The organism is Microbacterium sp. NPDC057407 (assembly GCF_042803895.1).
GTDB lineage: Bacteria > Actinomycetota > Actinomycetes > Actinomycetales > Microbacteriaceae > Microbacterium.
On sequence record NZ_JBHVCA010000004.1, the window covers coordinates 162,955 to 185,537 of the forward strand.

Consider the following 22,583-nt stretch of genomic DNA (forward strand, 5'->3'; position numbering starts at 1 on the left):
GTGCAGCCGCGGCGATCAGGCGGTCGGCGCGGCGAGGGCGGGGAGGTCTTCCGCAGCGGTGTCCGTCGGCTGCGGCGGGCTGCCGATGAATCGCCACGCCACCAGCACGGCGAAGACACCGGCGGCGGCCGCGAGGAGGGACCCCGCGATGATCGACAGCCAACCGCCGGCGACGAGGGCCGCCCATTCCCGCATCCCCTCGAGGGTGATGCGGTAGATGTCGTTCTCATACAGGCCGCAGTACGCGCGGAACAGTCCGAACGCGGCGAGACCGGCGAACACGCCCAGCAGGGCCAGGCCCACACGCACGCGATGCTCGGCCGCCACGAATCGCCGCCAGGCGATGGCACTCACCGCCACGAGGGCGACCAGTGCGACGAAGAAGTATCGACCCTGCATTCCGGTGAACTGCTGGGTGCGAAGGTAGTGCCGCCAGGTGTTGAGGAACAGCATCAGGAGAAGGACGACCGGCAGCGCCGTCAGGACGATCGCGGGAAGGCGCGTGGCGCCGCGGCGATAGGCGTAGAAGGCGACGACGAGCAGCGCAGCCACCGTGAGGATGTCGGTCAGCATCTGCGGGAGCGGGAACTCCAGCCAGCCGAAGTTGCCCCAGAAGCTCACCGACGCGCGGGACCAGAGGCGATCCAGGAAACCGATCGGGTTCGGCTCCGTTCCCGGCTCCCAGGGCACCGTGTCACGGACGTTGGCGAGTCCGCTGGGCTGGATGTCGCCGAAGCGGAGGACGTTGCGCACCCACCACCAGCCGCCGATCGCGAAGGCGAGCAGGAGGGATGCTCCGGCGCGAAGGAGACGAGCGAGGAACGGCGAATGACGTGGCCAGATCAGCAGCACCGCGGCGACGAACGGCACGAAAGGAAGCGCGGTCCCCTTGACCAGCAGTGCCAGTCCGAGAGCCGCCCCCATCCCGAGCACCGTCCGCCATCGGTGATCGCCCGTCATCGCGCGGATGGCGAGCCAGATGACGACGGAGCACAGCAGGACGGTGAGCCCGTCGTTGGACACCGCGGCGAAGATGTGCGCGAGCTGCGGGACGGCCAGGATGCTCGCCGCGGCCAGGACCGCTGCTTTCGGTGACCGCGTGAGCCGGCGCACGGAGTTCCACAGCAGCAGCGGCAGCGGGAGGGCGAAGATCAGGCCGGCAAGACGCAGAGCGGTGACGGCGATGTCGGCGCGCAGCTCCATGAAGCCGATGGACTGCAGCACCGCCGCACCGAACGCGTAGTACAGGGGCGGATGCTGCGTCATCTGATCGACCCCGCCCCAGCCCGGAACGCGCTCGTCGAGCTCTGCGAAGGTGGAGCGATCGGCCGCGGGCAGCGCGGCCTCCTCGCGGGCCGCCGCCACCATCCCGTACATGGCCGCGTCGCCCGGGTCGGGCCACGCGATCTCTTGCGTGAGACGGACTGCGCTGTTGACGTGGGCATGCTCGTCAGGAGCGCCGAAGACGGGCACGAGCAGAGCCCAGAGCACCATCACGGCCAGGATGCCCGCGGTGACGGCCGCGATCGCGCCGCGCTCGCGGCGGCTCACGGCGGGGTAGCCTCCAGCGGCCGATCCGACGGTGTCAAGGACAGGGGCGGCCACATGGCTCCTCTCGCGCGGTCGATCGATTCTAAACGAGCGTGCACGCACTCCCGTGCCGGGGTGGGTAGCATCGGAGCGACGCCGACGTGGTCGACCCGAGCACCGCGTGCGTCGCGCGCGGAGAAGGACCCATCATGACCCAGTCGGCCACCGACTCGCGACCGCGCCTCCTGGCGACCGGTGCGATCGAGCGAGACAACTTCGGCGACCTCCTCTACGCCGTGCTGCTGAAGGATCGACTGCCCGAATGGGCACTGTCATTCGGCGCGCCCATCGCCCCCGCTGTCTCGCCCCTGGACGACGCGGTCGGAAACTGGCGAACCCTGCTCGACACCGAGGACTTCGAGGCCGCGTGGGTGGTCGGCGGCGAAGTGGGAGCCACTCCGCCCGAGTACGCCTACCTCACGACGTACGGCACCGACGCACGCCGGCAGCTCGCGCACTCCTCTCTCGAGGAGAGCCGTCTGACCCTCGCCAAGGCGATGGGCGGGCAGGTGCTCGACCCGCCGTACATCCCGCGCCCGTCGGCGGTGCCGCGCAACGCGGGTGTCGCCCTCGTCCTCAACTCCGTCGGCCTCTCGGGGATCGCGCGGGAGGCGGGCTGGCGCCAGCCGCGCCTCATCGCCGCGGTGCGCGAGGCCGACATCGTCTCGGTCCGCGATCGCGCCTCGAGCGCCTTCCTCGACGAACAGGGCATCGCCCACCGGCTCGCCCCCGATTTCGCCCACACCGTGGCGAAGGACCGCCCCCGCCCGCGGAACGCATCGGGGCCCGTGCTCGTGCACCTGTCGGAGCACGCGCTCAGCGAGCAGGACATCGAATCCTGGGCGGCCGCCCTCGTCGCCGCTCTGCCCGACGCCGACGTCCCGCTGCGGATGTTCACCGCGGGCCTGGCGCCCGGCCACGACACCGAGGCGTCCGCCGAAGCGGTGGCCGCCGCGATCCGTCGCCTGGCCCCGGCCCGCGACGTCACGGTGAGTCCCGCCCGAGGCATCTGGGACCGCGTCGATGAGATCTCCGCGTCGCGCCTGTGGATCGGGGCATCCCTTCACGGTCGCGTCATCGCGTCGGCGTATGGCGTGCCCCGGGTCAGCCTGGCCAAGCCGAAGGTCGACGCCTACGCCGCGGATTGGGACGCGGAGCAGCCGTTCGGGGTCACCGTGGACACGCTGGCCGGCGCGGTGGCGCAGGCTCTGGGGACGGATGCCGCGCCGCGCGACGACCTGGCGAAGCAGGCCCTGGAGAACTTCACGGCCGTGGCGGCCGAGCTCGCTGCCGCCGTCGAGGCGGACAGGTCCGCGGCCGTCCGCACCCGCCTGGCGGCGTGCCGACGCGAGGCGGACGATGCGTCCCTGGTCGCCCAGCGGGCGACCGCCGAGATCCGGTCGGCCGCCGAACAGGTCGATCGGCAGCGGGCACTGGCCGACGCCGCCGCCCAGCGCACCGATGCCGTCCGCGCCGAACTGGACGAGATCCGCGGCAGCCGGCGCTGGCAGCTCTTCGAGTCAGTGGACCGGGCGAAGACGCGCCTGCGCCTCCCCTGAGTCAGAGCCGGTCGAGCGCGCGACGGGCCACGGCGCGCGGGGCGCGGATGACCCGCCCCACCAGCCGACGAAGCCGGGCCTCCGGCCGCCGCTGGAGCCGCTCCGCGAGCTCGACCGCACGATCCTTCTCGGCGGCGTCGCGCCGCCGAGCCGCCGCTTCGCCGCGGTAGAGATCCCGCCACTTCGTGCTGGCCGCGAGGTGCTCGATCTCGAGGGGGATCACCAGGTCGGCGATCTCGCGAGCCGTCTCGCGCTCCTCGGGCGTGTACTCCTCGAACTCGGCTGACAGGCTGGGGGCGAGAAGATCGGGCCGCAGCGCCGCGCCGGTGTCGAGAAGGCGCAGCAAGCCGCGGACGACCCGGTCGTCGAGGGGGAACGACGGCCCGGGGTCGTCACCCGGATGCCGGACGACGTACAGGTGCTCGAGCAGTCCCGCCTTCCACAGCCGGTAGTCGCGCATGCCGTGATGACGCGGGCTCGGGTTGAGCGTCGGGTTCGCGTCGTACGAGCGGCCCGTGTTCATGATCTTGGTGCTGTACTGCGCATACGTCCGCCACGGCAGATGATGCACCTCGATCGCGAAGCCCTTCGGCGGCTGACCCATGCTCGGGATGTTCACGCCGTGATTGCCCTGGACGACCTCGACGTCCGGGCGGCCGACATGGATCATGTCGCTGGAGGGGTGCGCATGCAGCGCGACCGTCTGCATCAGGGTCTCCTCCGGGCGCTGGTCGCGGCGCACGAGGCGCGTGAGCGCCCCACCCGACTTCGCGGGCGCCCCGGTGAGGTTCACCACCTTCGCCTCGAAGGCGCCGATGCCCGTCGGGGTGTGGCGGAGCGCGTCGCGCAGGGTGAGTGCGGGATCGACCGGGAGGAAGAACTCGTCCGCATCCGCGTTGATGACCCAGGTCGCGCCGTGCTCGGTGGCTGCGCGAGACGCCATGCCGCTCACGACGGCGGACTGGTTCTTGTCGTGGGCGAGATAGTCGTGCAGCTCGAGGCGGCCGGTCTCGGCGTACGCGGCGAGGATGTCGCGCGTTCCGTCGATCGAGCCGTTGTCGGTGGCGATGATGAGATCGACGCCCTGGGCGAGGTGGTGCTCGACCATCGCGGCGATGATGTCGGCCTCGTCGCGGACCATGAGCGTCATGACGATCTTCGGATCCTTCACGCGCGGCGCTCCTTCCGGATGGCGAGTGCGTCGTCGAGCAGCGTACGGGCACGCCGGTCGAAGGAATGCTCGGCGACCACTCGGTGGGCGGACTCCGTGAGGGCGTCCTCCCGCGGCCACGCCTCGGAGTGCGGGTCCAGCAGGAGCCGCAGCTCATCGAGGGAGGCGTAGGACTGCACCTGCCGACCGAAGACCTCGGCCATGCCCGGCACCTGGTCGCTCACGACGCGGGCGCCGACGGCGGCGGCATCGAACAGGCGGTTCGAGAAGAACCCGAACTCGGCCATGTCGCGCCAGTGGTCGTTCAAGACGATGCCGGCGTTGGCGTACGCCGTGGGCACATCGTCGTTGTCCATCCCCGAGCCGGCGAGGAAGGCGGGATCGATGAACTGCTCCCAGCCGTCGTCGCCGTAGACCTCGGGCCGGCCGCCGGCGGCGATGACGTCCGTCACGATCGGACGGGCGACGCCGCGCGTGCGCCCGACGAAGATGGTTCCCGCGCGCTCCGCGGCCGTGCGGGCCGAAGGGTTGAACTTCGTGGCATCCGTCGCCTGCAGCAGCACCGACACGTCGGCGCCCCAGCGGTCGCGGGCGAAGTCCGCCCAGCCCCGGCCCGCGGCGTAGACGCGATCGAAGCCCGACTCGAGCTCGTACTTCGTCACCAGGTCGGGGTGGCTGATCACCCAGAGCAGGTTCACCAGACCGGGCTGGGGGATGTAGCGGGCCAAGCCGCGCAGCGCGAGCGTCACATCGTCCCAGGATCCGGTGTCGCGGGCGTGGGACGACGACCGGTCGACGACCACGTCCTGCCCCAGCCGCTCGAGCGCCTTCGCGAGGTCGGCGGCGAAGAAGGTGTCGCCCCAGCTGTCGCCGGCGAGGTCCCCCGTGGCGGACGACTTGATCGCCCACCGGAGCCGCGGGGTCGCCTCCTTCACGCTGACGGCGGGCCGGCGGAGCCCGAGGACGAGCTGGGGCGTCCACAGCGGGCTCGCCGCCTCGCGCGACCACACGATGTCGTCGAGCGAGATCCGACCGGTGTCGAAGACCGCGCGGTCATCGAGTTCCTCGACCAGCTCGCGGCGCCACCGCTCCGCGAAGCGATCGCGATTCGTCATCTGGTGCGTGTGGCGCCCCGCGGTGCGGCTCTCGAAGTGCACGACCCGGGAGGTCGTCCGCACCCGGAGGGACGCGCCCGTGTGCCGCTTGAGCCGCAGGCACAGATCGACGTCCTCCATGCCGTTGATGTAGCCGGCGTCGAAGCCGCCGACGGCCGCCAGATCGTCGAAGCGCACGGCGAGGCAGGCCGCCGTCAGGGCGGAGAACTCGTACTCGTCGAGGGAGCCGTCCACGTCGGACGGATGCACGTCGACATAGAGGTGGCGCGGCATGGTCATCCCGCCGAGGAAGATCGTCCCCGCGGTCTGCACCGTCCGATCGCCGAAGAGGAGAAGCGGCTGGGCTGCGGCGATCGACTCGTCCTGCAGCGCGGCGGCGAGCGGATCGAGCCAGCCGGCGAGGACGGCCGTGTCGTTGTTGAGGAAGACGGTTGTCCGGGCGCGCGCGAGGGACGCGCCGTAGTTCGACCCCGTCGCGAAGTCGGTGTTGCGAGGAAGCCGCACGACCCGCACGCGGGGCTCCGCGGCGAAGGCCGACGCGAGGATGGTGGTCACCGAGCGGCGCGATCCGTTGTCGACCACGACGATCTCGGCCTCACCCGAGGTGTCGAGCACCCGACGCACCGCGACAGCGGTCATGTGCCAGTCCTCATAGGTCGGGATCACGACGCCCACGGCGTCGCGGGCCTCGACCGACCAGTCGGTGATCACCTTGGAGCGCGCGGCGTTGGCTGCCGCCCGATCCTCGTGCGCCGAGACATCCGCCGACGAGAGGCGCACGACGTCGTTCGACCGCACCGACACGGCGCGCCCCGCCAGACCGATGCGCAGCACGAGGTCGAAGACGAGTCCCAGATCGAGTTTCGCGTCGGGGTCGGGACCTCCCACGCGGGGGGCGCGGAAGACCACGCCCCCGGCGTCGAGGTCCTCGAGCCAGGTGGGGTCGTCGGTGGTGAGCCAGGCCTGCGGGAGCCCGCCGTTCACGAAGGCGACAGCGGCGGCATCCTTGCTCGCGCGGAGCGTCCCGACCGCTGCGGCGAGGAAGCCGCGATGCCACCGCTGGCGCGGTGTCCACTGGGCCCACGCCTCCGCGGGCGAGTCCGCGAGGGCGCGGGCGGCGGCCGCACCGAAGGTCTCGCCGGCGGCACGAGGGAGGAGATCGAGCGACAGGGTCGTGTCGACGAGCTCCTGGAGATCGGAACGGCGCGCGACCCCGTCCGACTCGACGATCACGAAACGGGAGCCGCGGAAAGCCTGGTCTGCCGCCCGCCGCAGCTCGGCGACGGCGGCGCTGGAGCGGATGTGACGCTCGTCCACGACGACGAGGCACGTCCCCTCCGGCGCGGGCGTGACCGGAACCTCGCGGTGACGGCGGGCGAGCGGACCCGAGGACGTCAGCCGGCCGAGGTCGCGGTGGTAGTTCTCGACGCTCTCGCGGGCCACGCGCTCCGCCGTCGCCCGCGTCACGGGCGCGACGCCCTCGGACGCCGGCGTGAGCTCGTCGGCTCGGGCCGTCGCCGTGAAGTGCGCGAGGAGGCTGGCGGGGCGTGCGCCGTCGCCGAGACGGTCGAGGTGGACCTTGCCCCAGAAATGCGGTCCGGCCTGGCCGACCTCTCCCCGGGCGACGAAATCGAGGAGCTGGTTCGCCGGCCTGCCCCGACGCACCTGGGACCTCTCGCTCGCCTCGTACCACTCGCCCTCGAAGAACGGGGTCAGCAGGCGACCGTCCAGCTCGCCGCGGTCGATGTAGTCGTCGAGCGCGGCCTCGTCGGAGAGGAAGACGTATCCCCCGACCTGCGACTGATACAGCGGCCGGTCGATGATGCCGCTCGACACGACGGTGCGCGAGGCATCGACGAGCGCGCGGCAGCTGGCGAGGTAGTCGCGCCAGACCACCGTCCGCACTCCCAGGACGACGGTCTGCGACGAGGGATCCGCCCGCAGCCGCCGGGTCAGCTCGGCCAGCCATCCGCCACGCGAACCGACGAGTTGGCCGATGTCGACGAGCTGCAGCATCTTGGCGGGATCGCCGATGATCCTGCCACGCGGCTCGGCTCCGCGCGCGACACGCGCCAGCTCGTGACGCAGGAGAAACGACATGGCGGTGGAGACGCGAGCCGCCGGCACGTGCAGGAAGGGCGTGGGGATGACGCCGAGCTTCCAGCCGTCGCGGAAGTAGTGCTCGGCCGCGGCGTCGTCGCTGTCGAAACTCCGGCCGACGAGCATGCCGTAGTAGTCGCCCACGACGGGGTTCACGCCCCCGCGCCGCTGCCGGACCGGGAGAGCGAGAAGCCCGAGGACACCGTCCAGCCGCCGGGAGAGGGCCAGAGCCTTCGCCCTGTTCAGCAGCCGAGTCTTGACGCCAGCGCGCATCGCTTCCTTCCCGCATCGCCCGCGCACGGAAGGCGACCGTTGACCGGAGAGAGTCTAGTCGAGACGCCCCTGAGCCTCCTGCGCGCGCAGCAGCGCGACGACCGTGGCAGCCAGCCCGGCGACGACGAGGACCGCACCGCCCACGAACACAGTGGGGGCCACGCCATGCGCCTGCGCGGCAGCGGCCACACCGCCCGCGCCCCACACCCGGTCGAACACCCACAGCAGCCCCACCGACGAGACCGCGGCGCCGATGGCGACCGCGATCGCGCCGATGACGCCGGGCCGGACGCGCAGCCTGGTCGCGAGCGCGAGGAAAAGGATGCCGAGGCTCGCGGTCATCGCCGCGATGCCCGGGAAGAGGTACCGGCCTTGGACCCCGCGGTAGGGGTCGCCGAGGTCCCAGTAGATCGAGTGGGCGTTCGCGGCGATGGTCGCGAGGATCAGGACCGGGAACGCCCACAGCGCGGCGAGCACGACCCGCCGCCGCGCGAAGAAGAACGATGCCACGACGGCGAGCAGGAGGAGCACCCCGGCCACGTCGACGATCCAGGTCGGGAAGGCCAGCTCCTCACGGCCCCCGCGACCCCAGAACGTGCGATCGAGGCGGGTGATGAAGTTGCCGATGAACAGCCACACATCGTAGCCGTCGGCAGGCGTGATGCGGGATTCCCGGTCGCCCAGCTGGTTGGGCTGGATCCGTCCGAGAATCAGGAGGTTGCGCAGCCACCACCAGCCGCCCAGGCAGAACGCGACCGCGAACGGGATCGCCACGACGGCGATCCGACGCACCCACCCCGTCATCCGAAGCGCGGCCATGACAGCGAAGACGCCGACGACGGGGAGGAGGAAGAGCGCCAGCCCCTTGGTGAAGAGCGCCAGTCCGGTCGCGGCGCCCGCGGCGGCCAGCCAGAGAAGCGGACGGCCGCCGGTCGTGGCCCGCACGCCGAAGTAGAGCGCCGCGGAACAGAGGGCGATGAGGAGCGCATCGTTGGTGACGAAGCCGCCGACGTTGGAGAAGAAGGGCACGAGCAGCACGCCCGCACCCCCGGCGACCCCGGCGATCCTGCTCCCCGTCACCCGTCGCGTGACGCCCACGAGAAAAGGCAGCGACGCGCACAGTGCCAGCGCCGACACCCCGCGCATGATCAGCTGGGCGTGGTCCCAGCGGAGGTCCGCCCCTCCGAGCCCGGCCACGACCAGGGCCGTGACCGCGTAGGCGAGGGGCGGGTGCTGGACCATCTGGTCCGTGCCGTTGCGCGGCCAGTCCTGGCCCTCGAGGAGAGTCGATCGGTCCTCCGGCCGGGGCAGGGTCGCCAGCGACTGATCCTGGTAGGCGGAGCCCGACTCGGCCACCGCCGTCACCGTCGCGTCCGTGATCTTCGCGTCGTACGGCCGGGGCCAGCCGCCTCCCGCGACCAGGCGCGCGACGGAGTTGTAGTGGGCGACCTCGTCCGGGCCTTGGAACGGAGGGATCGTCAGCGCCCAGGAGCCCGCGAGACCGAGGACCAGCAGCACCAGGCCGACCACGGCGACCGGGTACGCAGCGCGCCTCGACCGCGTGACCCCCTCCTCCTCCGCGGCGGCGGAGGTCGGCGCGGGGCCGGTCACGACCCGCTTCGGACGAGGTCGGCGATGAGGTCGGCCTGCAGGAGGGACCGGCGCTTCACCTCGGGGAGGTGCTCGTCGAGCTTGGCCTTGACCTCTGCGCGGCGGGCGGACAGGTCGGCGAACCGATCTGCAAGATGCTCGGGGTTCAGCTGATCGTGACCGAACGCCCACTCTTCCAGCTCGAACATCTCCAGCACTTCCCGGTATTTGTGGCTCCAGCCGATGACGAGCGTCGGCACGGCCATGGCCAGCGAAGAGACCATGGCGTGGAAGCGGCTCGCGACGAACAGGTCGCAACGGCCGATGAGATAGCGCAGCTGCTGCGACGTCAGTTCACGGTCGACGAAGAGCAGATCGTCTCCGGGGCGCAGACGGGCATGGATGTCGCGGCACAGCGGCAGATCGTTGTTGTGGGTCTTCTCGGTGCCGGTGCGAACGCTGTGCGGGATCAGCAGCACGCGCTTGCCCTGGGCACGGACCGATTCGACGAACGAGACGATCTGGCCGATGTAGTCCCCGCCGCGCGCGTCCACCTTCTTCTGGAGCACGACGCTCGGGCACACCCCGACGACGTCGCCGTCGAAGAACGCCAGGTTCACGTGCGCACCGACATCCGCCGCCTCGGTGCCGTCGAGCTCGAGGGAGAAGGCGTAGTCGGCGCCGGCGACGAGGTTCGTGAGCCCGAGTCCCTGGGCGTACTCGTGCGTGATGCGGCCGCGGGTGACGATCGTGCGCGCCTTGGGCAGGAAGGTGCGCGAGGCCCACCTGTTGACCGGATTGCGGAACGGCCCCACGGCTTGGGCGCACTTGAACACCGGCGTCTTGACGTTCAGGGCCGGGAGGATCGATGCGATGTTGTAGAGCAGGAACTTCTCGCGGCCGTCCGTGAAGGTGATGCCGCCCTGGTCGAGCAGCACGGACGATTCCGCGAGCGCCCGGATCGCCGCCGAGCGCGAGCGCAGCGTCCGGCGCAGGAAGGGCAGGAGCCGGTAGGCGAGGGCGAGCGAGTTGATGGTGACGCCGAGCTGACGGGGTGCGGCGGCCACGATCTCCAGATCGGGGTAGATGTTCTGCGCGGCATCCTCGGCCGGGTACATGCTGAGCAGCGTGAAGCGCGGCGAGTCGAGGCGCTCACGCAGCGTCTGGATGGCGGCCTCGAGCATCGCCGAGGCACCCTTGTTGCCGGAGAGGGCGGACCCGATGATCGTGATGCGCTGGCCGGTCATGGGCGGTGCTCCTTCGGGATGGTGACACGGACGAGGGCGTAGATCCCGGCGACGCCCGCGTCGCCGACGGTGGCGAGCAGTCGCGCGAGCAGACTCAGCACGATGGCCTGGGGAACCGGGATGTAGGCGCTCAGGATGGCGACGATGACGGCCTCGCGCACGCCGAGGCCGCTGGGCACGAACACGGCGAGGACGCCGATCGCCCCCGCGAGGACGTACGCCGCGGCGAAGGGCAGCCAGTCCGAGGGCGAGAGGGGCACCACCGTCGCCGCGAGGACGACGAAGCCGGCACCGTTGATGGCTCGCGGCACGCCGAAGCCGGCCGCGAACAGCATCGTCCGCGGGGTCGAGAGGAAGTACTCGCGCGGAATGCTGCGCTTGAGCACGCGGCGTGCCGGGAAGTCCAGGATCCGGTGGAAGACGGGCTTCCAGCTCACGATCGCGAGCGGAACGATGGCGAGGACGGGCAGCAGGAGCAGCGTGACGTTGTCGCCGAAGACGTCGGGACCGAGGCTGATCAGGATGATGATCGTTCCCGGTACGAGGGACGCGAGCTGCAGGAAGACGTTCTCGTAGATGAAGCTGATGATCACCAGCGTCCGGCTGATGCTCTTCTTCCCGGCCCACACCGTCTTGTTGACCACCGAGCCGACCTGGCCGGGAACGTACTTCAGCACCCAGGACGCGCACTGGACGGCCACAGCCTCCCGGAGACTGACCCGCGCGGTCGGGTCCAGGGTGCGCACGATGCCGCCCCACAGGACGCCCGACACGGGCACGGCGAGGATGAAGAGCAGCGTCGTGACGATCCACAGCGGATGGAAGTCGAGGTCCTGCGCGGCCACCTCGGACCAGTTCTCCACCAAGGAGTTGGCGAAGAACCATCCCACGACCGCCAGCACCGCGACGGTGAGGAACCAGCGGAGCAGCCGACGTCGGCGCCGGCGGCGGGACACGGCGGGATCGACAGCTCCGGCATCGCCGAGACTCGGTTCGGACACGGAGGAGCGCTCCAGAAGGTGGCGGGAGGATGGCGGCCGCGAAGGGCGGCGCGGGACCGGGACAGCCTACAGCAATCGTCCCGGACGCCCGCTGAGCCCGGTCCGCACCGGCGCCGACTAGGGTGGACTCCCGTGAGCTCAGTGGATGCCGTGGTCGTCGGGGCCGGGCCGAACGGGCTCGCGGCGGCGGTCACGCTGGCACGCGCCGGCCTGCGCGTCGAGCTCTTCGAGGCGGCGGACACCGTCGGTGGCGGCACGCGGACCGCCGAGCTGACGTTGCCCGGGTTCCGCCACGACGTCTGTTCCGCCGTGCACCCGATGGCTCCGCCGTCGCCGTTCTTCCGGGCGTTCGAGCTCGAGCGTCGCGTGGAGCTGGTCACGCCCGAGATCTCCTACGCCCATCCGCTGGAGGGCAGACCTGCGGGCATCGCCTATCGCGATCTCGATCGCACGGCCGAGCGGCTGGGGCGAGACGGTGCGGCGTGGCGGAATCTCTTCGCGCCGGTGGCGGCCCATCCCGATCGCATCGGGCGCTTCACCGCGGCCCCCCTGCTGCGGATTCCCGCGAACCCCGTGACGGTCGCCCGCTTCGGCATGCGGGTGCTCGAGCAGGCCTCTCCCGCCTGGTCCCTCCGCTTCCGCGACGACACGGCGCCCGCGATGCTCACGGGCGTCGCGGCCCACTCGATCGGCCGACTGCCGGGCATCGCGCCCGCCGGGGTGGCCATGACGCTGGCCGGACACGCTCACGCGCACGGGTGGCCCATCCCGATCGGCGGAAGCCAGGCGATCGCTGATGCGATGGCGGACGACCTCCTCGCCCACGGCGGCAGCATCACCACGGGCACCCGGATCGCCGACCTCCGCGACCTGCCCGCCGCGAAGGCGACGGTGCTCGACGTGAGCGCGCGGGCGCTTCTCGAGCTCGGCGGCCACTCGCTGCCTCCCGGGTACCGGCGCGCACTGTCGCGATTCCGCTTCGGCGACGCCGTCGCGAAGGTCGACTACGCGCTGTCCGAGCCCGTCCCCTGGACCGATCCCGACCTCCACGCCGCGCCGACGTTCCACATCGGCGGGACCCGCGCGCAGATCGCACGTTCCGAGCGGGAAGTGGCCGCTGGACGGCATCCGTCCCGCCCGTACGTGCTGGGTTCGCAGCCGACGATCGTCGATTCCAGCCGCGCTCCCGCCGGGCGTCATGTCGTCTGGGCGTACACGCACGTGCCTCGCGGATCGACGCTCGACCCGACCCAGATCGTCACAGCGGAGATCGAGCGACACGCGCCCGGGTTCCGCGACACGATCCTCGCGAGCGCGTCGCGCAGCGCCGCGCAGTTCGCCGAGTACAACCCCAACTACGTCGGCGGCGACATCTCCGCCGGCGCCGTCACGCTCGCCCAGCTGCTGCGTCGTCCGGTGCTGTCTCCGGTGCCGTGGCGCACGCCGATCCCGGGCGTCTACCTCGGATCGTCCTCCACGCCGCCGGCCACGGGAGTGCACGGCATGTCGGGCTATCAGGCCGCCCTGTACGCGCTGCGCGACCGCTTCGGCCTCGAGGCGCCGCAGCTCGGCGTCGAGGACTGACCCCTCACGAGGTCAGCGGACCGAAGAGCCAGCGCCCCAGGCCAGACCGCTCCGGTCGGACCGGGCCCGAGCGGCGCAGCACGCGGTCGCGCACCCATGCCGTCACGAGGCGGCCCGGCGTCCGATAGAGGATCTCGGTGCGAGCGGCTTCGCCCTCGGCGGTCGCTCCGGACTCCGCGCGGAACTCCAGTCCACCCGAGGCGCCCGAGCGGTCGGCGAACGGCACCCGCGACACTTCGCCCACTCGCTCCCGGAACGCGCTCGCGCGCGCGTTGGCGGGATCGACGAAGGCCAGGCCCTCGTCCTCGTGGCCCCGCCGCATCCGTCGCAGCGGCCAGGCCAGGTCGAAGAACAGCAGCAGCAGGACGATGTTCTCGGGGAAGGCCACGTTCATCAGCAGGAAGATCGACATGTGGAACACGGCGAACCCGATGACGAAGACCACCTTGAACCAGCCCGCCGGCAGGAACAGGACGATGATCGCCGCGATCTCCAGCAGCGTCCCACCGAGGAAGAGCAGATCCAGCGGCACCGCCCAGATCGGGTCCAGAAACGCGGTGCCGATGTCGAAGCCGAACGGATTGGGCCGCAAGTTGCGATTCTCGATCCAGTTCTGGAGCGTGCCGCCCATGAAGACGCCCGGACCACCGATGAACATGCGCGCCGCGCCGATGAACACGTACTGGAGGATGACCACCAGGCTCAGCAGGATCAGCGACGCGCGGTAGACATCGTGGCGTCGCGGACGGGCCGGCGCCCGTCGCACGGCGAAGGCGTCCCAGGCGGGCGTGAGCAGGAGCGCTGCCGTGACATAGACGAGTGTCAGTTCGCGGTGGTCGAAGTGGCCGCCGAATCCCTTCTTCGCCTGCAAGTACACCAGGGCGATCACGACCGCCGCACCCGCAGCCCATCGCGCCGCCGGGAGGCCGATCCCCGCCCAGACGAACAGCGCGAGGCATACGAGCGTCAGCCCGAGCAGGCCGGCGGGTGTGAGGAGAGCCGCCCAGAAGTCCGACGGCAGCCAGCGGAACACGCCGAACGGGTGGAACAGCTCGGTGGGCAGGAGGGCGAGGCGCTGGATCGGGTCTACGAGGACGTAGACGATCCAGGTCGCGAAGATCAGGATCCTCGCCAGCGCCAGCGATTCGGCGGTGGCGCTCTCGTGCAGCCGTATACGAATCATCGTTCGACCAGCTCCTCGACGGGCCAGGAGGTCATGAGTTCTGAGGTGACGTCACCCGGCGTGCCGGTGACGCGGTAGAAGCCGATCTCGGCGGGTTCCACGCCGTCCTCCTCGAGCGCACGGGCGAGAGCGATCGCGTACAGCGAGAGCTCGTGCTCCGCCTGCGTGTGATGCTCGGAGCCGTCGGGCTCTTGCATCCACTCGAGGAGCACCCGCATGCGCGTGGACAGCGGCGGCAGGCCGATCGCCGAGAACTCCTCGGCGATGTTCACCTCCCGCTGGCTGCCGTCCGCGAGTGTCGCCTGCCAGGAGTAGCTCTGCTCGACCGACTCGGCGAGCTGCGCCTGGTACATCGCGAATCGCGTGAGCGGGATGTAGGAGACCTTCTGGGGGTAGTCGTACTGCCAGCGGTCGACCATCTGCACGACGAACCACGCCCCGACCACGATGTAGACCACGGCCAGCGCACCCGCGCCGAGGGAGAACAGCCGCTTCCTCAGGTCGGTGAACAGGAGGAGTCCGGCCAGCACCGCGACCACGAAGAGGCATTCCAGTGCGGCGCGGATCACGAGTTCTGGGGTTACGGCCGTGCTTTCCACCCGTGCGACTGTACACCGCCGACGCGCGCGCCCTGACCAGGATCACGGGTCGAGCGCGCTCCTGATCCCGTCGCGCAGCGCGGGCGCGAGCGTCAGTGCATAGCCGGGCAGGATGTGGTGTCGGTCCGCGTACACGGGCATCCCTCCCGCAAGCGCGAGACAGGTATCGGGCAGACAGAACTCCTCGGTGAGGTCTATCAGAGTCCGGCCATCCGACGATGGATCGACCGACGCCGCCAGCGGATCCGCAGGGAGGGCGGCGTCCCGCTCGAGCGCGCACTCGCGTGAAGCGGACGCCTCCTCGAGGCATCGGGTCATGTCGTTCTCGCGCGCCAGCGGCGTGTCGGCGATGACGACGACCCGCTTCCCGGCGGCCTCGAGAACATCCCACGTCGCGCGAAGCGCCGCGGTCATCGACTCCTGGTCGCTCACGTCGCCGTCGACCCCGACCCGATGGGCGTAGGTCGTCGTCACCACCGTGTCGATCTCGGGGTCAGCAGCCAGTGCGGCGAGGGTCTCCTCGCGCCAGCGGACGCAGTCCGGATCGTTCTGCTTGTACTCCGCCGCCCCCTCGGCGCGCCACGCGGGGTCGATGAAGGGACACGAACGCTTCTCGTAGACGTCGACACTCCAGCCCGTGCCGGAGGGGATCCAGCCGAGGGCCGGAAGCAGGTGCTCGACATGCGAGTCCCCTACGACGGCGATCCGCTCCCCCGACGCGACATCGGGGACGAAAGTGCAGCGGCGCGAGTCGAACGGTCCCTCTGCGCAGTCGCCTCTCGAGCCCGTCCGGGCCGCGACGTCGATGGCGACGTCCTCGTACTCGATCTCTCCGAGGGCGAGCGCGGGATCCGCCGTCTCGCCGGCCTCGACGTCGCACTGGTCCCTCGAGGACAGGCTGCCCGCGCCCACGCAGGAGGCGGGATCCTCCACGCCCGCGATGACCCGGTCCAGCGCATCCGAGGACTGCCGCGAGATGGCGATCGTGGGTACGACGCATAGGGCGACGACGATCGCGGCGGATGCTGCCGCGAATCCGTAACTGACCCACCGCTTCGACCAAAAGGGGCTGCGAACGGGGGGCCTCTCGATGAGCACTCTCGTCGCCCAGGCCAGCAGGATCGTGACGGCGAAGATCAGAAGATTGTCGAGGAGGTCGAGCTCACGCCCGAGGGCATACGGGATCAGCACGATGAGCGGCCAGTGCCACAGGTACGCCGAGTACGACGTGTCACCGAGGAACTGCACCGGGCGGGAGTCGACCAGCGGCGTCGGCGACCATTTCGCGGACGACCGCCCGACCGCGATGATGACGATCACGGCGGCCACGGGGATAGCGGTCCACGGCCCGGGAACCGCCGTGGCCGAGGAGAAGAGCAGCATCGAGACCGCGATCGCTCCGAAGGCGGCCCACAGCAGCCCTGCCGCCCAGCCCGGAGGCATCCGCCCGGGGTCAGAGCCCCGAGCGTGCATCACAGCCAGGACCGCCCCGGCCGCGAACTCCCAGACGTGCGCGAAAGTCGAGAAGTACGCGGGCTGGGGAGCAATCGCCGTGACCGCGGCCGCGAAGGCGAAGCCGGCGACCGCGACCGTGCCGAGAACCCCGAGCAGCATGCGGGATCGGTCGCCTCGCGCGCGGCGGGCGGCGAGGGCGAGGGCGAAGAGGATCAGGAGCGGCCACGCCAGGTAGAACTGCTCCTCGACCGACAGCGACCAGTAATGCTGGACGGGAGACTCGGGGCCGTCGGTGGCGAAGTAGTCGACCGACTCGGCGGCGAGGACCCAGTTCTCGATGTACAGCGCGCTCGCGGCGATCTGTCGGAGGAACCCGATCATGCGATCGATCGGGACGAGGGCGATGACGGCGACAGCGGTCGTCAGCAGCACGAGCATCGCCGCCGGCAGCAGGCGACGGATGCGGCGCGCGTAGAAGCGGCTGAGTGCGATCCTCCCCGTCCGCTCGTGTTCGCGGACGAGGTGCAGGGTGATGAGGTAGCCCGAGATGACGAAGAAGACGTCCACGCCGACGAAGCCCCCGGGGAGCGCACGGGGCCACAGGTGGAAGATGATCACGCCCAGCACGGCGACCGTGCGCAGGGCCTGGATCTCGGGACGGAATCCCGTCATCACCCGTTCGCCCGACGACGCCGCTTCTCGGACCATCGTCGCAGCGGATGTCACGTCACCCTCGCGACTCTCGATGCTGCACGGGCGTGCGCGCCTCGACCGCGGCCGGGCTCACGATCAGCGACGGGTGCTGGGCGGCGTCGGCAGCCGACACCTGGCGGGGGTCGAGCGTGCGCTCCGGCGCGTACTGGAGCTGCTTGATCCGCTCCAGTGCGTCCTCCACGAGTGTGCGGTTGGTGCGGAGCATGTCGGAGATGACCAGCAGGGCGATGCTCAGCAGGGCTCCGACGAGCATCGCCGACCCCAGGATGAGCGACTGGATGTGGTCTCCGGCGACGCCCAGCGCCGTGAGCACGAGGAATCGGCCGAACGGGATCGCGGCGCCGATGAGGAACAGCGCGGCGAGCGTGAGGAACACGGCGTGCGGCTTGAACATCACGTAGCTGCGCATGATCGCCTGGGCGGAGCGGCCCATGTGCTGGAAGATGTTCTTGAACAGGCGCGATTCGCGGGTCTTGGGATTCGTCGTGATGGGGACGCTCGCGATGCGCAGCCGCTTGTTGCCGGCCTGGATGATCGTCTCCATGCAGTAGCTGAACTGCGTGACGACGTTGAGCCGGATGAGCGACTCGCGCGAGTAGGCGCGGAAACCGCTCGCGGCGTCGGGGAGGTCGGTCTCGGCGGCGAAGTTCACGACACTGCTGCCGACACCCTGCATCAGCTTCTTGAACGGCGAGAAGTGCTCGATGGTCTTCGTCTGGCGGTCGCCGATGACGATGTCGGCCTGGCCGCGCAGGATCGGCTGGACGAGGTCGGCGATCCGCTCCTGCGGGTACTGGTTGTCTCCGTCGGTGTTGACCACGATGTCGGCGCCGTGCTGCATCGCGTAGTCGACGCCGTCGCGGAACGACCGGGCGAGTCCCATGTTGCGCGTGTGGAAGACGAAGTGCTCGACCCCGAGCTCGCGGGCGACCTGCACGGTGCGGTCAGTCGAGCCGTCGTCGACCACGAGCACGTGGATCTCGTCGATCCCCTCGATCTGCTTCGGGATGCCGGAGAGGACCAGCGGCAGGGTCGCCTCCTCGTTGAGGCAGGGGATCTGGATGAAGAGGCGCATGGGGGTGTGAGTCTTTCCGCAGAGCCGGCGGTGGGCGACGCGAGGGCGGCGGGGGCGACAGGCCACCCATCGGGGCCGGAGCCCAGATCATCTTATCCGAGGCGGTGCTGGAGGTTGCCTGTCAGGAGGCGTAGTCGGCGTTGTAGGCGTCGAGCACCTCGCCGATCGGCCCGTCGAGCTGCAGCCGGCCCTTGTCGAGGTAGAGGCCGCGGGTGCAGAAGCGACGCAGGTCGCGTTCGCTGTGACTGACGAAGAAGAGAGTCCGCCCCTCCGAGAGGAGCTCGTCGATGCGCTGATAGCACTTCTGACGGAACGCCTTGTCGCCCACGGCAAGCACCTCGTCGACGAGCAGGATCGGCTCCTCCAGCTGCGACACCACCGAGAAGGCGAGGCGCACCTTCATGCCGTTCGACAGGTGCTTGTAGGGCGTGTCGACGAAGTCGGCGAGCTCGGCGAAGTCGATGATGCCGTCGAACCGGCGCGCCACCTCGGCCTTCGGCATCCCGTGCAGACCCGCCGTCAGGCGCACGTTCTCGCGCACGGACAGATCGCCTACGAAGCCGCCGGTGATCTCGATGAGCGGGGCGACGCCGCCGTTGACGGTGACCGTGCCCTCGTCCTGGAGCAGGACCCCCGCGACGATCTTGAGCAGCGTGCTCTTGCCCTGCCCGTTGCGCCCGACCACTCCGATCGACTCGCCGGGTCGCACGTCGAACGAGACGTCCCGCAGAGCCCAGAACTCCCCCGGCTTGCTGCGTCGCGACGAGTCGGCGAAGAGATCCTTGATGCTGCGTCGTCCCCGGCGGTTGCGCCGGAAGCGCACGCCGAGGTCTCGTACCTCGATGGCGTGGTCGGATGCCGTCATCACAGCTCCTTCAGCACGGGACGCTCCAGCCGGCGGAAGACCAGCACGCCGAGCGCCAGGAAGAGGAACGAGATCACGGCGCCCACGCCCACGACCCAGGGGTCCCATTCCTGCGGGAAGAACCCCACGCGGTAGAGGGTGAAGATGCCTGCCAGCGGGTTGAAGGCGGCGAGAGTCTCGAACGCACCGGGAAGGTCGGAGACGCCGTAGATCACGGGGGACGCGTAGAAGAGCGCCCGCAGGATCAGCTTCGTCGTGCGCTCCAGGTCTCCCCAGATCACGCACAGGGGCGCGACGAGCAGACCGAGGCCGACGAGCAGGACGGTCTGCAGCAGCACGCCCACCGGGAAGAGCAGCAGTCCCCAGTTCAGCTCGACCGGCACGGGGGCCAGCACCACGAACAGCACCAGCACGGGCAGCGAGAAGAGGAACTCGATGCCTTTGGAGAGCACGATCCGGTTGACCCAGATGGAGCGCGGGATGGCGGTCGAGCGCACCAGGCGCGCGTCCTTGTTGAAGGCGCGGGTGAAGTCCGAGACCGCCGCGTTGAACCACACCCAGGGCAGCAGCGCCGTGATGAGGAAGACGATGTACGGCTCGTGGCCGACCGTGCGCTGGAAGATCTGGGTGAAGACGAACCAGTAGATGCCGCTCATCACGAGCGGGTCGAGCACCGACCACAGATACCCGAGAGCGCTGGTCGCGTAGCGGACGCGCAGGTCGCGGGCCGACAGCAGCCAGAGCGAATGCAGGTACCGCCTCGGCGATCCGGGCGCGCCGACTGTCGCGGTGGTCACGATGCGAGTCTAGGGTGGCGATTCACGCGAGCTGGTTGTTCCACATCGACAGCGCCGCACCGATCGCCATGTGCATGTCGAGGTACTGATAGGTGCCCAGCCGGCCGCCGAACAGCACGTCCTTCTCGCCCTTCGCGAGCTCACGGTAGGCGAGCAGGCCGGCACGGTCCTCGGGCGTGTTGACGGGATAGTACGGCTCGTCCTCGCGGGAGGCGAAGCGCGAGAACTCCCGCATGATCACCGTCTTGTCGGAGGGGTAGCGCTCGGAGCGCTCGGGGTGGAAGTGCTTGAACTCGTGGATGCGGGTGTACGGGACATCCGCGTCGGCATAGTTCATGACCGGCGTGCCCTGGAAGTCCGCCACCTCGAGCACCTCCTGCTCGAAGTCGAGCGTGCGCCACGACAGCGCGCCCTCGGCGTAGTCGAAGTAGCGGTCGACCGGTCCGGTGTAGACGATGGGAAGCTGCCCGACGGTCGCCGCTTTGTGCAGCGGCTGCGACTCGTCGAAGAAGTCGGTGTCGAGCTTCACCTCGATGTTGGCGTGGTCGGCCATGCGCTCCAGCCACGCGGTGTAGCCGTCGGTGGGCAGGCCCTCCCACGTGTCGTTGAAGTAGCGGTTGTCGTAGGTGTAGCGCACCGGGAGCCGGCTGATGACCTCGGCGGGCAGCTCCTTCGGGTCGGTCTGCCACTGCTTGGCGGTGTAGTCGCGGATGAACGCCTCGTAGAGCGGCCGCCCGATCAGCGCGATCGCCTTCTCTTCGAGGTTGACCGCGTCCTTGACATCGAACTCGCCCGCGAGGTCGTGCACGAGCGCCTTCGCCTGGTCGGGCGTGTAGGCCGCCTGGAAGAACTGGTTGATCGTGCCGAGGTTGATGGGGAGCGGGAACACGACGCCCTTGTGGTTCGTGTAGACGCGGTGGACGTAGTCGGTGAACGTCGTGAAGCGGTTGACGTACTCCCACACGCCGGGGTTGGAGGTGTGGAAGAGGTGCGCGCCGTAGCGGTGGACCTCGATGCCGGTCGTCGGCTCGTCCTCGCTGTACGCGTTGCCGCCGATGTGAGGACGACGGTCGATGACGACGACCTTGCGACCGGATGCCGCGGCCCGCTCCGCGATGGTGAGACCGAAGAAGCCGGAGCCGACGACGAGAAGATCCATACGTCCATGCTTTCGTGAGACCGGCGCCGCAGACACGGCGACGCGGCGGGCAGAGCGCGCCGCCGCACCGGATCAGCTTACCGGTGGCCCCGGCACGGCTCCTGAGCGAACGCCCGGACGCCTTGTCCCCCGAAAAGGGGACAGATGTGCACTTCTTTCACACCAGCCCCTCGGCTACCGTGATCGGAAGCGCTTCACCCGGGCGCTCGGGCGTTCCCCCAGCCCACACCGTTTGTACGACCCCAGCGTGCAAAGGAGGGCCCGCCCATGCGCGCCCGGATCCTCTCCCTCTTGGTCTCGACCGTCCTCGTCGTCGGTGCCGGACTCGCGACATCCGCGCCGGCGCAGGCGGCGACCGACGGGACCGCCGGCGTCTTCGCCCAGACCAACGCCGAGCGCGTCAAGGCCGGCATCAAGCCGCTGATCTCGGACCCGTCCCTCGACCGCGCTGCGCGGGCGTGGGCGAAGCACCTCGCCTCGTCCTGCACCTTCACCCACAGCACGTCGACGTGGCGCGCCGATCGGGTCGCCAAGGCCGGCTGGTCCGCGACGGGCGAGAACATCGCCGCGGGGTACAGCGCGAGCGCCGTCGTGACGGCCTGGATGGGATCGCCGGGTCACCGCGCCAACATCCTCGATTCCCGCTACACCGGTGTGGGGGTCGGTTTCGCCTCGGGTCCGTGCTACTCCACGTACTGGGTGCAGATCTTCGGCTGGAGCAAGACGGCGGGCCCTGCCGGCACCGGCGACGGGAGCGGCGACCTGCTGGCGGACGTCCTCACGACCGATGGCGCGGGCCGGCTGACCCTCCACCGGGGCAACGCGGCGGGCGGCTGGAAGGGAAGCTCCGTCGTCGGCACCGGCTGGACCGCCTACGACAAGCTGGTCACGCTGGGCGACTTCACCGGCGACGGCATCAGCGACATCGGACGTATCCGCAACGGCACGTTCGAGCTCCTCCGCGGGACCGGCAACGGCTCCTACGGCGCCCCGAGCGCGATCGGGACGGGGTGGGACCGCTACCGGCTCCTCGCGGGCGGCATCGACGTGAACGGCGACCGGTACACCGACGTCGTCGGCATCGACTCCGCGGGCAGGCTCATGCTCCATCGCGGGAACGGCAAGGGCGGCTGGAGCGGCACAGCATCCACCCTGTCGACGGCGTTCGCTTCCGCGACCGCGCTGTTCTACGCCGGCGATTTCACCGGTGACTCGTTCGGCGATCTGGTGGCGCGACGCTCCAACGGCGATGTGTACCTGCACCCGACCAACGGCTCGGGAGGATTCAAGGGGAGGATCCTGCTCGCCACCGGGTGGCAGGGCATGACGGCGGTGTTCGGCCCGGGCGACTTCGACGGGTCCGGCACCGCCGACATCATCGCGGTGCGCCCCGACGGATCGGTCGCGCTGGTGCGAGGCAACGGCCGCGGCGGACGCGGCTCGGGGTCGGTCATCGCAACCGGCTGGAACGTGTACAACCGCTTCGGCTGAGGCCCGCCCGGGCAC

Annotated in this window: 16 protein-coding genes; 3 read left to right on the forward strand and 13 right to left on the reverse strand. The window is 70.2% G+C overall.

Translation table 11 applies throughout. The features are described from left to right. Positions 1 to 15 precede the first annotated feature (15 nt). Positions 16 to 1,551: an ArnT family glycosyltransferase gene (locus ACFUTX_RS12790; RefSeq protein ID WP_378865115.1), complete on the reverse strand. Its 1,536-nt coding sequence runs from the start codon at positions 1,549 to 1,551 to the stop codon at positions 16 to 18. A gap of 188 nt (positions 1,552 to 1,739) precedes the next feature. Here ACFUTX_RS12790 and ACFUTX_RS12795 point away from each other — a divergent pair, with 188 nt between their 5' ends. Beyond that, complete coding sequence (locus tag ACFUTX_RS12795; protein ID WP_378865118.1) at positions 1,740 to 3,149, forward strand: polysaccharide pyruvyl transferase family protein; 1,410 nt, start codon at positions 1,740 to 1,742, stop codon at positions 3,147 to 3,149. Position 3,150: 1 nt separating this feature from the next. Here the strand turns inward: ACFUTX_RS12795 and ACFUTX_RS12800 are convergent, their stop codons facing one another. Genes ACFUTX_RS12800 through ACFUTX_RS12820 form a run of 5 tightly spaced genes read right to left on the reverse strand, consistent with a single transcriptional unit; the run spans position 3,151 to position 11,646 of the window. Then, positions 3,151 to 4,320 carry a glycosyltransferase family 2 protein gene (locus tag ACFUTX_RS12800; protein ID WP_378865121.1) on the reverse strand — a complete coding sequence of 390 codons (1,170 nt, stop codon included), beginning with the start codon at positions 4,318 to 4,320 and terminating at the stop codon, positions 3,151 to 3,153. Beyond that, positions 4,317 to 7,808, reverse strand: coding sequence for a glycosyltransferase (locus ACFUTX_RS12805; RefSeq protein ID WP_378865124.1), 3,492 nt, complete (start codon positions 7,806 to 7,808; stop codon positions 4,317 to 4,319). Before ACFUTX_RS12805 ends, ACFUTX_RS12800 begins: the two co-directional genes overlap by 4 nt. Before the next feature lie 54 nt (positions 7,809 to 7,862). Beyond that, positions 7,863 to 9,419 (reverse strand): DUF2142 domain-containing protein, encoded by a 1,557-nt coding sequence (locus ACFUTX_RS12810; RefSeq protein WP_378865127.1) that lies wholly within the window; start codon positions 9,417 to 9,419, stop codon positions 7,863 to 7,865. Beyond that, positions 9,416 to 10,645: a polysaccharide pyruvyl transferase family protein gene (locus tag ACFUTX_RS12815; protein WP_378865129.1), complete on the reverse strand. Its 1,230-nt coding sequence runs from the start codon at positions 10,643 to 10,645 to the stop codon at positions 9,416 to 9,418. Before ACFUTX_RS12815 ends, ACFUTX_RS12810 begins: the two co-directional genes overlap by 4 nt. Next, positions 10,642 to 11,646, reverse strand: a complete 1,005-nt coding sequence (locus ACFUTX_RS12820) for a lysylphosphatidylglycerol synthase domain-containing protein (RefSeq protein ID WP_378865132.1) — start codon at positions 11,644 to 11,646, stop codon at positions 10,642 to 10,644. Before ACFUTX_RS12820 ends, ACFUTX_RS12815 begins: the two co-directional genes overlap by 4 nt. A 132-nt stretch (positions 11,647 to 11,778) precedes the next feature. Here ACFUTX_RS12820 and ACFUTX_RS12825 point away from each other — a divergent pair, with 132 nt between their 5' ends. Continuing rightward, a complete protein-coding gene (locus ACFUTX_RS12825) occupies positions 11,779 to 13,230 on the forward strand; it encodes a phytoene desaturase family protein (protein ID WP_378865134.1) in 1,452 nt (483 codons plus the stop codon). A gap of 4 nt (positions 13,231 to 13,234) precedes the next feature. Here the strand turns inward: ACFUTX_RS12825 and ACFUTX_RS12830 are convergent, their stop codons facing one another. The 7 genes from ACFUTX_RS12830 to glf form a co-directional block, all read right to left on the reverse strand. Then, the gene (locus ACFUTX_RS12830; RefSeq protein ID WP_378865137.1) at positions 13,235 to 14,413 is read right to left on the reverse strand and encodes a hypothetical protein; all 1,179 of its coding nucleotides are present in this window, start codon (positions 14,411 to 14,413) and stop codon (positions 13,235 to 13,237) included. After that, positions 14,410 to 15,012, reverse strand: a complete 603-nt coding sequence (locus tag ACFUTX_RS12835) for a hypothetical protein (RefSeq protein ID WP_378865139.1) — start codon at positions 15,010 to 15,012, stop codon at positions 14,410 to 14,412. Before ACFUTX_RS12835 ends, ACFUTX_RS12830 begins: the two co-directional genes overlap by 4 nt. 42 nt (positions 15,013 to 15,054) lie before the next feature. Next, positions 15,055 to 17,175, reverse strand: a complete 2,121-nt coding sequence (locus ACFUTX_RS12840; RefSeq protein ID WP_378865142.1) for an acyltransferase family protein — start codon at positions 17,173 to 17,175, stop codon at positions 15,055 to 15,057. Positions 17,176 to 17,194: 19 nt separating this feature from the next. Further along, positions 17,195 to 18,256 carry a glycosyltransferase family 2 protein gene (locus ACFUTX_RS12845; protein ID WP_378865145.1) on the reverse strand — a complete coding sequence of 354 codons (1,062 nt, stop codon included), beginning with the start codon at positions 18,254 to 18,256 and terminating at the stop codon, positions 17,195 to 17,197. A gap of 121 nt (positions 18,257 to 18,377) precedes the next feature. Continuing rightward, positions 18,378 to 19,121: an ABC transporter ATP-binding protein gene (locus ACFUTX_RS12850; protein WP_378865148.1), complete on the reverse strand. Its 744-nt coding sequence runs from the start codon at positions 19,119 to 19,121 to the stop codon at positions 18,378 to 18,380. Next, a complete protein-coding gene (locus ACFUTX_RS12855) occupies positions 19,121 to 19,918 on the reverse strand; it encodes an ABC transporter permease (protein WP_378865150.1) in 798 nt (265 codons plus the stop codon). The genes ACFUTX_RS12850 and ACFUTX_RS12855 overlap by 1 nt, the downstream gene beginning before the upstream one ends. A 22-nt stretch (positions 19,919 to 19,940) precedes the next feature. Further along, entirely contained in the window at positions 19,941 to 21,077 is a 1,137-nt protein-coding gene (glf, locus tag ACFUTX_RS12860) for a UDP-galactopyranose mutase (RefSeq protein WP_378865153.1), read from the reverse strand. 267 nt (positions 21,078 to 21,344) lie between these two features. Between glf and ACFUTX_RS12865 the strand changes: the two genes are divergently transcribed. After that, a complete protein-coding gene (locus ACFUTX_RS12865) occupies positions 21,345 to 22,568 on the forward strand; it encodes a CAP domain-containing protein (RefSeq protein WP_378865156.1) in 1,224 nt (407 codons plus the stop codon). The last annotated feature ends 15 nt before the right edge of the window (positions 22,569 to 22,583 follow it).